Source organism: Paenibacillus sp. IITD108, assembly GCF_036541265.1.
Lineage (GTDB): Bacteria > Bacillota > Bacilli > Paenibacillales > Paenibacillaceae > Pristimantibacillus.
Window position 1 is genome coordinate 16,082 of the sequence record NZ_JAZHCT010000024.1, and the last position, 14,369, is coordinate 30,450.

Here is a 14,369-nt window from a genome sequence, read left to right on the forward strand (position 1 = left end):
CTCGACGGGCTTTCACATGGTATTTAGTCGTATTATTTCTTAATTTCGTTTACTTTTCATCTGATGAAGCAGCAATGTAAATATCGCCTGCAAACGGATGATCCAGCTCTACATCCTTCCAAGGAAGCTTGCCTGGTACATCATAAGGAATTCGTTCTGTCACCCGGTTCAGCACAGCTATCGCTTCTGCTCTTGTAACAGCTTGATCTGGACGGAAGCTGTGATCGCTGTAGCCGTTCCACCAGCCTTCAGCATGCCCCGCTGCAATCGCATCTTGCGCCCAATGTCCATCTGTATCGGTAAACAAGCCTGCAGCAGACGCATTCACCAGTGATACATTTTTCCATCGCGTCACGATGGCCGCCAATTCCGCTCTTGTAACAGCCCGGCCAGGCATGAAGGTTTGGTTTGGATAGCCATTGAATACTCCATTTGCAGTCCAGTGCTCAATTGAATTCTTTGCCCAATGCTGCTGGACATCCCGCCATAGATTAGCCCCATGTTCCCCGGTCTGGTTGCCAGAGGAAGAAGAGGTATCCGCTGTCTGTTTTCCTGCAGCAGCTGCTAAGTCTGCTGTCTGCTTGTTAGCAGAAACAGAGGTATCTGTCGTCAACCTATCTAGCAGTGTAGCCAGCTCTGCCCTTGTAATAGAGTGATCGGGGCGGAACGTCCCATCCGTATAGCCATTAATATAAGCGCCAAGCTTCTGCGGAAGAGCGACAACGGTGAAGGTGCTGAATTTATCGACCGTTATTTGCACCCCTGCTGGCTTGCCTGACGGGCCATTCACAATTTTGCCCCTCTGGAATGATACGTCTCCATCGCTGTGCTCGATATAAACACCTAATCCCGCTTCTATTTGCTCATATTGAAGACTCTCATTATCCGTGCTCGACAGCAATGCCAGTACAAGCTGCTCACCGCTAAAGTTCGTTTCTACAAGCAGCGGCGCAGAATGCCACAATGGCTTTCTTCCGTTTGTTTCTGATAATACTAATGGTGAGGCGGAAAGGCGTTCAGCAATAGCTTTCTGACTTGCTGTATCCGTCAGCTGCATAATGCGAATAGTTAAAAGCTCGTCATGCTGCGCTAAGCCCGCCATCGCTTGCTGTGGCATCGTCAAGCTCCATCCAGGTCCCAGCAGCTCCAGGTCAAGTCCGGCAGATTGCAGCTTTGTCAATGCCTGAGGCTCAATGCTCAGCTCCCATCCCGCTGCTTGCTCCTCGTCATCCTTGCCAATAGAAATGATCATACTTTGCAAATCAGCATTCTCCTGGGCTGCCGCTTTCGCTTTCTCAAGCGCCTTGCTTACAGCGTCGCCAACGATTTGAACCTTTCCGATCATGCTGCCATCAGCTGCTTTGATCAGCTCCGTACGCGGCTTTGCGATAATTTGCTGCTCACTGACATCGATCTCCATGAACGATGTAGAGGTTCCGCCGCTGCTTCCTCCTGAATCACCATACCAAACAGACTGTCTTGTAACATCCACTGTATAAGTTTTTTCGGTGCCATCCTGTGCTTCTACTCGTACTGTAATCGTATTTTTACCATAATTCAATGTAATAGCATCAGAAAGTCCGTCAGCTGTCAATTGATCATTGACGTATACTTTTGCCTGCAAATCACTTGCAAAAGCTTCCACTTGAACGGATTGTGCGCTGCTGGCTGCCGTGCCTGTATATTGCGTTACATTGGCATCAAACGGCTGCTGCAGCTGTGCCCCCCGCAAGACAAGGGAGTCCAGATCAGCATTGCTGGACAGCACTGAAGTTACGATTACTTGATACATCGTTTTACTGCCATCCTGCGCGGTAACTTCTATTGCAATCGGCGGATTCTCGCCAACAACAAGCGGTATTTCCTGTGATGGCATCCCGCTTGTTACAGTCTCTCCATTTACCGTAACGACAGCGTGACTTTCAGACACTGCAGGCGTCAAGGTAATGGATTCACCGCTTACAACCGCGCTATATTCCAGCTGTCCAGGATCAAATGCCGGCTCCAAGCTGCCGCTGCTTAACGTCAAATTCGCCAGCGTCGCATCTGAAGATGGATTAATTAGCAAATATGGCTGGTTAAGCGCATGCTCGCGAGAATGAAACTGTACCAACGTTCCCGACGAATTCGGAATATCGTTAATAATAAAGCGAATGGTTGCCTTCTGATCACCGCCTGCTCCCATTCTGCTTTGCACAAAAGGCGTAACATCGATGGAATACCAGCCAGCTTCCTGCACCTCAAACGTGCCTAGTGCTTGCGGATTTTGCAGCGGCCTGTTGTTGAATACGATCGTGCTTTCCTTCCAGCTGCTGTCCGGATAGCCGATTACATCGATTTTCACCTTTTTGGAAACGGTTTCAGTAGCGTAAACAAAAAGCTCTGCCTTCTCCACAGGAAGCGTATAATCTGCCAGATCGAATTTCAAATATGCGAGCTGATCGCCTCCGCCATCTGCATTCAATATATCCATCACATTTAAATATTCAGAAGCTCCATAGTTGGTGGAAGGATTATTCTGATGCACATGCGCATCCTCTACAGCGACAAATACATTATCTACAGGCGGCGCAGAGCGCTGAACGGTAATCGTATAGCTGTCCATCGCTGCATTAGGCGCTATCGTCTGCACGACAATAATCGTATCCTCATCTCCAAGCGGTATAGGCTGGGAAGCTGTGCCGCTCGCAACGGGAACGCCATTGACCAGTATCGCTGTGCCCGCTTCCTCCGCAGTTGGCGTAACTTGAATAGAAGCAGCCTGGTTTTCAATCAGCACTTTATAGTGAGCTTTGTCTGGCGCAAATACTTCCGATAACTGTCCCCCGCTGACAGCCAGGCTCTGCAGCCTTACACGCGGATACACATTAGCCGCTTTAGGCGTATCATAAGCTTGCGCCCAATAATAGCCGCTTGCCACTACGCGCCTTGGCATAAAACCGATCAGATATTGATCAGGTATGTTTTCTGAAGTGAAAGAGACTTGCCCTCCATCCGTTTGACCCGATACATAACGGCCTCCAGCATACGTAAATCTTCCTTCCACATTAGCCTCAATCGGCATGCCGGTCAAATATTCGGAAATTCGAATGGCAGCAGAAGAAGCTGTACCTGCCCGCTCTACTTTCATCGATGACACAATCATCGGCTTGAGCGAGGTATTTCCCGTCGTCGCTGCAGTCTGTTCGGAAACAGGACCGATATTACCGCTCAGATCTACTGCCGCGACCTTATAATAATACGTTGTTGCCGGCAGCAAGCCTGTATCCTTGTACGTCAATGTTCGGGAAGTGCCTACTGCGTGCTCAGCACTTGCTGTAAAACCAGCCTCGGTGCTCCGATAGATGACATAGTTTTCTACCTCCGTGTTATCATAAGCCCGCCCGTAGGATAGAGTTATCGTCTGATAGTCGACAGCCTGCGCAGACGGATTGCTGCTTACAGCTGTAGGCGGCTCATGATCTTCTGGCGGCAGCCATAGCACGCCATCCGGCCCCCAGTGCGAAGGCAGCCAGCGGATCGAATCATAATGATGCATCGCTATACCGCCGAAGGCTGGGTCATTCGCAAAGGCTGTGTACACTTTATCAAGCTCCGCCTCCATATACGTTCTGCCTTCTTCGCGGAACGTTATCGTCTCCGGATCGCCGCTATTGGCAATATCCAGCGTCTCTACACCGATAATAACCGAATTCGGCTTGCCGATGAGATTGGCATAATCCATCTCCCCCTGCGCCTGCGCAATAAGCCCAACCGAGCCATCCGCCTGATCACGGTAATTCATAATCGAAATATAATCGACCATATCTTGAATATGCTCGGATAACCATTTTGTCTGCCCATTGAATGTAATATCTTTGGCGCGGTCCGATGAATCGTACCATCTAGGAATGGCAGGTCCAAACGATAAATTCAAGCCGGAAGCATCGCGTCGTTCAATCATTTTTTCAATCAGCTCCAAATACTCCACCTGCAAAAACTTGCTTTCATCTGCAAAGTCTGGTGAAATATAAGGCTCGATATCTACGTTCACGCCATCAAAGCGCTCATTGGAATCAGAGGAAAGATTGTAGTTCAGCACCTGCTCAAAATGACGGACCGCCACATCATGAAAGGCGCGATAAGCCCCCATATATGGCGGGGAAGTTCCTCCCGCAATACAGGCTTGAACCTCAAAGCCATGCTCATGCGCCCAAGCGATAAAGTCGCGCAGCAAGTCCGGTCTATCCTCCATCACATCCATGCCGGCAAAAGGCCCGACAGCAAAGTACAGCACCTTTACAGGCTCAGAATCGAAGGTGTCCGTATCCTTGCCCATGGAAAGCAGCACGTTTCGTGAGCCGGGATTGAGCAGCATATTATAGGAAGCTCCTTCCCATATCCACATGGACCGGTCCTGTGTATTAACGATTACATCCTCATATAAACCTTCGCCAATCTGCGCATAGGTAGTCAAGCTTCTGCCCCTTACCTCATTTTCATTAAAAGCACGAGCTTCTATGCTTACGATCTGATCAGAGAGACCACTTGTATCCCAGCTCCATGCATAGCCCTGCCCATCCAGAGCAGCTGCTTGCCACTGTCCGCCGTTAACACGCACTTCCACGCGATTAATTGCTGCGGCTGATTGCACCTGTACCTGAATCGGCACAATCCCGCTCAGCGGCATTCCTTCTAGCGGGCTTTCTATCGTCACAATCGGAGCGGCAGCCTCATCGTTGCTAATATGGATCTGCATATCAGAGCTCCAGATGCCATACCTGGTCGTCGTATCAAGTCCCCTCGCACGCAGCTGAATCGTCCCGTTATAAATAGAGGTATCCAGGTCGTAATGCCAAGTGCCGGAGTCACTGCCAGTCGGATCGTAAGTAAAGGCATCAACCTGTCTCGTCCCGTTAATGAACAGCTTGATATCATATAAGCCTGCATAAGTTCCGGAAATACGAACCGTTCCGCTTTCAACCGATGCCCCGTTTGACGGCGAGTCTATTGTAATCATCGATGCTGCGCTTGCCCTTGGCGGCTCCAGCAGCAGGCCGGATATCGTCATCGTAAGAACGAGCGCTGCCGCCATAAGCATTTTTGCTTTTTTTCCGAACAATTTTCTAATCACAGATCTAATCCCCTTTCAGAAGGTTTCGAAGCATAGAAAAGAAGGGGCTGTCTCCTTGCGTATTTAACAAGATGCAGCCCCATTTTAAAATAATAGAAAGTATAAGTTTCATCTTATACCTGTTCCTATATTTGATCGGTAAACGCGCTCTTCCAAAGGACAGCGGAAGCCGTTTATCCTTATTTGAAAGAAATCGATGCTTGACGCTTATGTGCTTCTGTATACGTATCCAGCAGCTTCTGAACGCCTAAGCCGTTGATCTCTTCAACATATTTATCCCACTCCGACAGACTGCGGGAGCCCGTTACGAACTTCGCAAAGTTTTCTTCACGATGCTTCATGACCGCCTGGCCTGTCATGGACAGCAATTCATTCTCTGCTTCCAGGAAAGCCGGACGCGGCTGCATAGCCGGCATATCATATTTTCTTGCCTCAATATAAGCATTGCGCAAATCCTCTGAGAACAGCGCCAAATGTGCATTGTAATCAATCCAGGTATAGGTTCCGCTAGTTGCCAGCCCAGTCTGCTTGCGCATCTCTGTAACATCGGTAAACTGAGGCAGGAATTGCTTTGTGCCGCCATTGTCTGTGTAGGTTTCACCTTCTACTCCCCAGCTTGCAAGCGTACGGCCTTCCTCGCTATAGAAGAAATCCATATACTTCATAACGTCCTCGATTTGCTTGGATTTGGAATGTACAGTTAATCCGCCTTCAAGAAAATGCATATAAGGATTTTGCTGTTTACCGCCGCTCAGACCAGCCGGAGGAGCCATAAACTGCATATTGTACTCTGGATTTTCCTGACGCATCGCATTGTTGAAGAAGTCGATACGAGTAATATAGTCTATTGTAATAAATGCGCCGCTGGTCGATACCATATCCTGCCACTGCTTCGTTTGCATCGTAAGGAAATCGGAAGGAATCAGCTTTTCATCAAACAGCTTCTTCAAGCTCACCATCATCTCGCGATAGTTCTCTTCTGTAGCGCCATACTTCCATGTATTGGTGTCAAAATCGAAATACACGTCGCCGCTTGTTTCAAAATTGCTTGTGAAATGCGCCAGCATCTCTTCCGGTATTTGTCCGAAGCGCATGGCAAGCGGATAGCTGTCAGGGTACAGCTGCTTCAGCTCTTTCAATACGGTATAAAGCTCATCATACGTCGTCGGCGGCGTCAAATTATGTTTTTTGAATATATCCTCGCGGTACATCCATATCATACGGTTCGTTTCGCCGAAGCCTTCATTCGGGAACATATACATTTTGCCGTCCGCAGCCAAAGCAGCCTTTGCTTCCTCCGGATATTTCTCGATCCAGGCCTTGAGATTAGGCATAATGTCCAAATAGTCAAGAATATTAGCTAGCGCTCCCTGCTGGCCGTATTTATTGGAATCGTTCTTGCGGCTGTGCATATACATAAGGTCCGGCAGGCTTCCTGATGCAATAACCAGACTAAGCGTTTCCGACAGCTTGCCGGAAGGAATTTGCACATCAAGCGTAACACCTGTTTTCTTCTCAATCATGTCCCATACCGGCCATTCCTTTGTATACGGGAAGGTAGCATTGTTGTCCAGCAGCGCAGTAAAGGTTTTCTTCGCAGGTGTATCATCCGGTGTCGCAGACGGCGCATCCGACTGCTGGTTGCCTCCAGACGTATTCGATGGGCTCGGATCAGGCTTGTTCGTATTTCCTCCCGAGCATGCTGCAGCAAACAGCATGATTAAAGCTATTGCGAAAGCAATCCATTTCGTTCTTTTCATCTTCTTGCCAGCTCCTTCTCACTCATTCTAATGTTTTCGACTAAACCTTTGGCTTTCCTTTTTTAAGTCATAGCCTTAAGCCTTCCTGCCTACCCTTTAATGGCCCCAATCATGACCCCTTTTACGAAATACTTCTGAATAAACGGATATACGAGCAGTATTGGAAGCGTTGAAACCATTATTGTAGCGAATTTCAGCGAGTCCTCAACGACGAGATTATCACCTCCTATCGAAGTTACTTGGCCCGATGACACACTGCCAGCAAGAATCAAATTGCGTAAATAAACCTGCAGCGGAAACAAATCGGGATTGCGCAAATAAAGCAGCGGAAAGTAAAAGTTATTCCAAAGCCCTACCGCATAAAATAATCCGATTGTTGCAAACACCGGCTTGGACAGCGGCGCAACAATGCGAAAGAAAACACCTAGATCTGTAAGGCCATCCATACGGCCCGATTCCTCCAGCTCCTGCGGGATGCCGCTGAAGAAGGTGCGCATTATAATGAGATTCCATGTGCTTACGGCACCGGGCAGCACCATCCCCCAAATCGTATCGACAAGCCCAAGCTCGCGAACGACGAGAAAGGTCGGTATCATGCCGCCGCTGAAAAACATCGTAAATATAATAAGCAGCGTAAAGGTGCGGCTGAACATCATATCCTTGCGCGATAAGGCGTATGAGCCGAGCGCGGTTATAATGAGAGCGATTGCCGTTCCGAGCACAACATAGATAATCGTATTTTTGTAAGCAATCCATACTTGGTTATTACTGAAAACCAATTCGTACATTTTAAGATTGAAGCCCTTTGGCCATAGTGTGACTTCATTTTTCAACACATAAATATCCTTGCTCAGCGATACAGCTGCCATATACACAAACGGGTATAGCGTAACGATTACAATAAAAAGCATGACAATCGCATTAATAATTGGAAATAGTCCAATTCTAGTTCGCATAAACCTTCCTCCTTACCACAAGCTGTTCTCGCTTATTCTTCGGCTGATTGTATTGGCCATAACGATAAAAAATAAACTGATAATGCCCATAAACAGATCAATCGCTGCAGCATAGCTGAAATTGCCGCCTATTAATCCGGTTCGATAAACATAGGTGCTTATAATATCCGCTGTAGAATAAATGGCCGGATTGTACATGAGAAATACTTTTTCAAAGCCGATTTCCAGCACCTTGCCGACGTTAAGAATAAAAATAATAACGATAGCTGGAGCGATGCCCGGCAAAGTAACATGCCATATTTTGCGCCAGCGATTGGCGCCGTCTATACTGGCTGCTTCATAAAGATCGGGGGCGATCGCGGTTAACGCCGCCAAGTAAATAATCGTTTCCCAGCCCAGATGCTGCCATATTTCAGACAAGACGTAGATGCCCCGGAACATGCCCGGCTCCATCATAAAGTTGATCGGCTCGAAGCCAAGCTTCTGAATCATTTGATTAATCATGCCGCCGCTCGGCGACAAAAACATAATGACCATGCTCGCCACAATAACGTTTGATATGAAATGCGGCAAATAGCTGACCGTCTGCACAAATCTTTTAAATACTTGAAGCCTCATCTCGTTTAGCAAAATGGCTAAAATAATCGGGGCCGGAAAACCAAACACCAGCTTATACAGCCCCAGCAAAAACGTATTTTTCATCAAAATAAAGAAATCAGGATTTTGAATAAATGTGATGTAATATTTGAAGCTCACCCATTCACTCGCGAACACGCCTTTAAACAAATTGTAGTTTTTGAAGGTAATGACCAGCCCAAACATAGGCGCATAACGAAAAATAATGAAATACAGCAAGCAGGGCAAAAACATCAGCCACAAATATTTCGTCTTGTTCACTTTCTTCAGCAAGCTTCCTTCCATACCGATCCTCCGTCTCTTTGCTTGTCGTTGCCTGCATCATAACAAAGCAAAACGGCGCAGAAAATGCGCAATGTTTTCGATCAATCGCCTTTTCATACCATACCTAACGTAATGTGCATGAATAAAACCAAATGAGTATTGGGATAACGGTATCGATTCCTTATAATGAAGAAAGACAGATCGCGTACTAAGCAGGGCATAAAGCGAGGCGTGCATAAGCGATATAGAAAGAGGGGAAGTCATGCGCAGCTTATTTCGTAATCCACTGCGAAATCATTCATTATTCGTTCGTTTAATGCTCAGCTTTCTGGCGGTAATTGTGCTTTTGGTTGCATTCAATTTTTTGTCATTCTTTTATTTGAAAAATAAAATTCATAAAGAAATTATTAAATACAATGACTTGAATATGCAGCATACGATGGAGGGCTATGAGCGCCATATCGACTTGACGAAAAATTTAATGCTTGGAATTTATCAGAAGGAAGAGCTGATGATGAATTTGAATTTCCTGCGGAAATTGCCCGAAGGGGTCGGCTATGACCGTATGGTAAGCGTGCAGAAGGAATTGAAAGCGCTGCAGTTGAATCCGTTTCTTCATTATATGAATGTGATGGTTCATTTCAAGGAAGGTGCCTATGTACTCGAGAAAGAAGGGTCAAGCCGCAGCAAGGATATGTTCGACAAGTTTTTGGTAAGCCCCCAGTACCCGCTGAGCTTTTGGGAGGACTTATTCGATTCAGGCGATTTTTTCCATACGTATCCTGCTGCTGAATTCAAAGAGATCTATATGCATACGGCCAAATCACTTGGCTATTTGCTGCCTATTATCGTCAAAAGCAATCTATACAACGATATGTATTTCATCGTGCTGCTGGATGCCAGGTCTTTGTTCCGTACGCTGCATTATACTGAGGACCATCCGTTTTTTATACTGGATGAAACAGGCTCACCTCTGTTCAGTACATCTGCAGCAGATGAAACGATCCCGCTTCACGCTTTGACAGGCAAGGGCGGCAATTTTACCTCGAATGGCTATTATTATTTCTATATAAAAGGAATAGAGACCGGTTTTACTTATTTGACCAAGGTTCCGATTACGAATATTTCTGCTCAGCTGCTCAAGCTGAATATCGTGCTGCTTACACTTCTAGGCGCCACGATCGTTATCGGCACTATCGTATCCCTTTGGTTCAGCGTTCGCCTCCATCATCCCGTCAAGCGGTTAATGGAGTCCATTCAGCATTATAATCAAGAGCCGCAGGCCGACAGCGGCATTCGTGAATTTGTAGTGATTCAGGAAAAGCTGAAGCAGCTTATAGACTCTAACACCGATCTGAATGATGATTTATCGAAGAAAAATTCGTTGCTGCGCTACTACGCCTATACGAATAAATTTAAGCGAATTCATACCCAGTTTCACGATCTGAAGGATACCGCATACGAGAACAAACCATTTTCGCTCATGCTCGTCCACGTTCATTTTCTGCCTCATTCCTCTGAAGCGGCTGAGCTGGACTCGGAGCGTACGACTTATTTTATACGTGAATATATTAACTATCATTTCTCTCAGCTATCAAGCGACAGTGTTATCTTTCAAATTGACCAAGATCAAATATTAGTGATCGAATTTGGTGAAACCGGGCTGCACGCACAGCCGGATGTGCTGCAGAGCTTGAAGGAGGTGCTGGATCAGGATAAAGACCTCGCTTTGTTTACCATTGCAGTCACACCTGTATTCAAGCAATCCTCTGAATTTACTGACGCTTACGAGTTAGCCTTAGCTATGTTAAAACAGCGTCTACCAGGCGATGATACACAAATTATTGTTGAGAAAAGGGCTGCCTATTCACTTGCTATAAGTGCAAAGCAAGAGGATGAGCTTGCAACGAGAATAAGCTCCGGCGACAGCCGCGCTATATTGGAGTGGACCGATAAACAACTGGAGCAGCTGAAGCAAAACGCCGCTCCTCATTCTGCTTATGCAGAGCTTGGAGAGCTAGTTATGAAGGTTAGTAAGCATTCGCTTGATGCGCGCAGACTTTCCAAAGATAGAAGCTCGCTTGAGGTCGGATGGCGGGAGCAGCTGCAAGCCTGCTTTACGACAGAGCAATTCGCTGCTTTGTTCGAGAGGATGGCCATGGACACCGTGCATTTACTGAAGGAGAAAATCGAGGAAAAAGACCCGGTCACCAGCTTTGTACAGCAATATGTGAACGAGCATTTGGAGCAGGATATTTCGCTTGATTTGGTTGCAGATAAGCTCAATATTTCGCGTAGCTATTTGTCTACTTATTTTAAAGAGAAGACAGGCGAAAGCTTCAGCGAATACTTAAATCGTGTACGTATTTCTAAAGCCAAGGAAATGCTGTCTGAAGTCGATCTAAAAATCAATGACATTTCGGCGCGGCTAGGCTACCAGAGCGTCAATTCCTTTATCCGCATGTTCAAGCGATATGCGGGCGTTACGCCGGGTGAGTACAGGAAGCGGCAGCTTTCTTGAACCCGTATGCTGAATGTCAGCCTGGTGAAGCCGTCCTAGCAAAATCAGCCTAGAGAAGGTTATGCTGCGTTCTAGTCTGAGGCGGAAAGCTGCTGATGCGATTGAGTCTGAGTTGGGTATGGTTGAGTGCTGCTGATGCGATTGAGTCTGGCCGGTGCGTACTACTGCCTCAATCGAGTCTAGCTTATAGGCTGCTGGTGCCACTAAAATTTTCAGCATTTGTTGGTCACACGTTCCGTTATTTGCCTTAAAATCGCCATTTTTTTATTTTCGCGGTCACACGTTCCGCTATTCGGCCCTAATTGATACTTTTTCTGCGATTTATTGACCAATAGCGGAACGTCTGTCACCTTATTACCTCAAAACTGCCACTTTGGGCGTAATAACGGAACGACTGACCAGCTAGAGAGACTATCGATGCATGTGAGGACATGGCAGCATGCAATAGTAAAGGGGCTGTTGCATGCCTACTATGTATCGAGAGTATTCTCGTGAGATTTCATTGGCATTTTAGCTACTTATTCATGTTTATAGCAACTCGGGCTTTATAATAGAATAAACCTTCAAATCCTGATGGATTCCTTTTGTGTATACTACCTTTCTAAATACACCTTCCAACCGCATGCCCGATTTTTCCATCACCATAGCCGAACCGATATTGTCTACAAGGCATCTCGCCTCAATCCTTATCAAGCCAGTCGCAGTAAATCCGAAGTCTATTATTTTTTTAACAATCTCCGTCATATAGCCTTGATTCCAATATGTTTTCGATAATGCATATCCAAGTTCAGCGCTTGCATGTTCCGAGTTCCATTGTACAAAGCCGCATGTCCCAATAAGCCTGCCAGTTAATTTATCTTGTATGCCCCAAGGGGAAACCTTTGCAAGCTCATATCTCCCCAGCAGATGATTAATAAATGATTTCGTATCTTCGATCGAAAGGTGTTTATACCATGTCGTATATTTCGCCACATCATCATCGGAACAATAAGCAAACATATCCTGGGCGTCTTCCAAGCGAATTTTGCGAAGGATAGTTCTGTCTGTTTCAAGAGTAGGTAGGTCAGAAAATATGGACTCCAGTTTCATTTGTAGCACCTGCTTTGCTTTAGTTATTTTCGCTTTGCTTAAGCCAGTTTCCACCAACTTACTATATACCAATACGCGGTGTCCACCGCTTAAAGCTGTATCCAATATCGGCATATGCCATCATGGATCGTGTCTATTACCCCATTGTTTCTTTCAATTACTTTTCGAGAGCGCAAATTTTCCTCGTCGCAGGTGAGCAGTATTTTGTCCAAACCTAGTTTCCTAGCTTCTTTCGTTAACTCACTAAGAAAAAGCTTCCCATAACCTTTCCCGCGTTCACTCGGTCTAATGATATATCCAACATGTCCGCCATATTTCATTAACTGATCTGTTAATCTATGTCTTAGCTTCCCGTAGGCAACCGGCTGATCGTTCACGTACATCCAATAAATCGTTTGAGGGACATTACCCTCTGCAAGATTAATGCCACTTGATATTTCGACTAACCTCGGCAAGCTGTCCTTAAATTGCTCAAAATCCTGCTCGGCGAAGTTTGTTTTAAAACCATTCTCCCCTAGCCCGATCTCTTGCAGCATTTCGAAAACATCCCGTCCATCGGTTAAACTTAGTGGCTTCATTCTAATTTTCATTGAACTTTCCCCCTTTATTCCTATCAGAAATTTCAGAAAATTATTTACTCATTATACATGTAATACACAGGATGGCAATAGTAACCGCGAGAAATGAATGAGCACATCGCTGCTTCAGACAAAATAGAGAGTAAGAAGAGGCTGTCTCTTCAGCAGCTCCTCTATGCAAAAAAAGCGTAAGTTCTAGGAAATGATTCCCTTAGAACTTACGCTTCTTGCTTCACGTCGCTTATTTACAGATATGTAGCCGATGAGTATGGCAGTGATACAGTTCAGCATATCTGCTAGGCGAACGCCCCCCCATTGCAGACGGGATCTGTAATGTCTGTCGTCAGTGCTCCGTTGTATTTATCACGGTCGCTTTATAGGCGTTCTCGCCATCTCTATAAACAATATAAGGGGTGCCGCTGCTGTCTATCACTATCGATATATATTCAGTCCAATCTGCTGAAAAATCCGCACAGCCCACAGTTACCCAACTGCTTCCGTTATATTTCATCACGGTCGCTTTATTGTCGTTCCCAGCATCTGTATAGACAACATAAGGGGTGCCGTTGCTGACTAGCACTATCGATGTATATTCAGCCGAACCTGCCGAAAAGCCAGCACTGCCCACAGTTACCCAACTGCTTCCGTTGTATTTCATCACGGTCGCTTTATTGTCGTTCCCAGCATCTGCATAGACAACATAAGGGGTGCCGCTGCTGTCTAGCGCTATCGATGGAGCATGAGCCGAACCTGCCGAGAAACCCGCACCGCCTATAGGATCCCAACTTCCTCCATTATATATTATTACGGTCACTTTATTGTCGTTCCCAGCATCTGCATAGACAACATAAGGGGTACCGCTGCTGTCTAGCGCTATCGATGACTCATAAGCCCAACCTCCCGGAAAACCCGCACTATCTACGGTTTGCCATTCCATAAAACCAACCGCATGAACCGTCGCCTGCTGCACAAGCAACAACAGAGGAACCATACTGACGATCAGCATCCAGATCCAAATAAATCCTTTCGGTTTCAATTGTCGCTTACTTGTTTTCATATTTTTACCTCCACTATTCGTGATCTTGTTATTAGCAAAAAATGAGCCAAAGAAGCGAATGCCTTGTCCTCCCATTTTATTTTCAATCTGCCAACTTAATTAACGGTAAAATTTTCCCACAATTAATCGACATTCTCGTAGTATCCACTATATCGGCTGCTTCACAGTAGAGATCCTTAAAGTGATGCTGTTGCATTCGTAGCACCTGACGAAAAAGTGATACTAAATACCATAGTGATTCTATTTTATCATGGTGGATTAGCCTACTTGTGAAACCTAAAGAAAACTTTAAGTTAGTGCTTGCAACGCATTGCTGGCAAACAGCATATATCTGGCCCCCTGTCTCTTGAAAAGAATAGACGCTTTGATCAATTATGCTTACTTGGATTCAATTA

The 14,369-nt window shown here is 46.0% G+C and carries 8 protein-coding genes; 1 reads left to right on the forward strand and 7 read right to left on the reverse strand.

Annotation, left to right across the window (positions count from 1 at the left end; translation table 11 throughout):
• Positions 1-49 precede the first annotated feature (49 nt).
• The 4 genes from V1L65_RS19635 to V1L65_RS19650 all read right to left on the reverse strand — a co-directional run bounded on the left by V1L65_RS19635 (position 50) and on the right by V1L65_RS19650 (position 8,750).
• Complete coding sequence (locus V1L65_RS19635) at positions 50-5,113, reverse strand: cadherin-like beta sandwich domain-containing protein (RefSeq protein WP_331700935.1); 5,064 nt, start codon at positions 5,111-5,113, stop codon at positions 50-52.
• Between the two features lie 179 nt (positions 5,114-5,292).
• Positions 5,293-6,873, reverse strand: a complete 1,581-nt coding sequence (locus tag V1L65_RS19640; RefSeq protein WP_331700936.1) for an extracellular solute-binding protein — start codon at positions 6,871-6,873, stop codon at positions 5,293-5,295.
• Between the two features lie 89 nt (positions 6,874-6,962).
• On the reverse strand, positions 6,963-7,829 hold the full coding sequence (locus V1L65_RS19645; protein ID WP_331700937.1) for a carbohydrate ABC transporter permease: 867 nt from the start codon (positions 7,827-7,829) through the stop codon (positions 6,963-6,965).
• A 12-nt stretch (positions 7,830-7,841) separates the two neighbouring features.
• Positions 7,842-8,750 (reverse strand): ABC transporter permease, encoded by a 909-nt coding sequence (locus tag V1L65_RS19650; protein WP_331700938.1) that lies wholly within the window; start codon positions 8,748-8,750, stop codon positions 7,842-7,844.
• A gap of 241 nt (positions 8,751-8,991) precedes the next feature.
• On the opposite strand from V1L65_RS19650, the gene V1L65_RS19655 reads away from it, so the two are divergent.
• Positions 8,992-11,250, forward strand: coding sequence for a helix-turn-helix transcriptional regulator (locus V1L65_RS19655; protein ID WP_331700939.1), 2,259 nt, complete (start codon positions 8,992-8,994; stop codon positions 11,248-11,250).
• 528 nt (positions 11,251-11,778) lie between these two features.
• Here V1L65_RS19655 and V1L65_RS19660 read toward each other — a convergent pair.
• From V1L65_RS19660 to V1L65_RS19670, 3 genes are all read right to left on the reverse strand, one after another.
• A complete protein-coding gene (locus V1L65_RS19660; protein ID WP_331700940.1) occupies positions 11,779-12,339 on the reverse strand; it encodes a GNAT family N-acetyltransferase in 561 nt (186 codons plus the stop codon).
• Between the two features lie 89 nt (positions 12,340-12,428).
• Entirely contained in the window at positions 12,429-12,929 is a 501-nt protein-coding gene (locus tag V1L65_RS19665) for a GNAT family N-acetyltransferase (protein WP_331700941.1), read from the reverse strand.
• Between the two features lie 331 nt (positions 12,930-13,260).
• Positions 13,261-13,974, reverse strand: coding sequence for a hypothetical protein (locus tag V1L65_RS19670; RefSeq protein WP_331700942.1), 714 nt, complete (start codon positions 13,972-13,974; stop codon positions 13,261-13,263).
• Positions 13,975-14,369 lie beyond the last annotated feature (395 nt).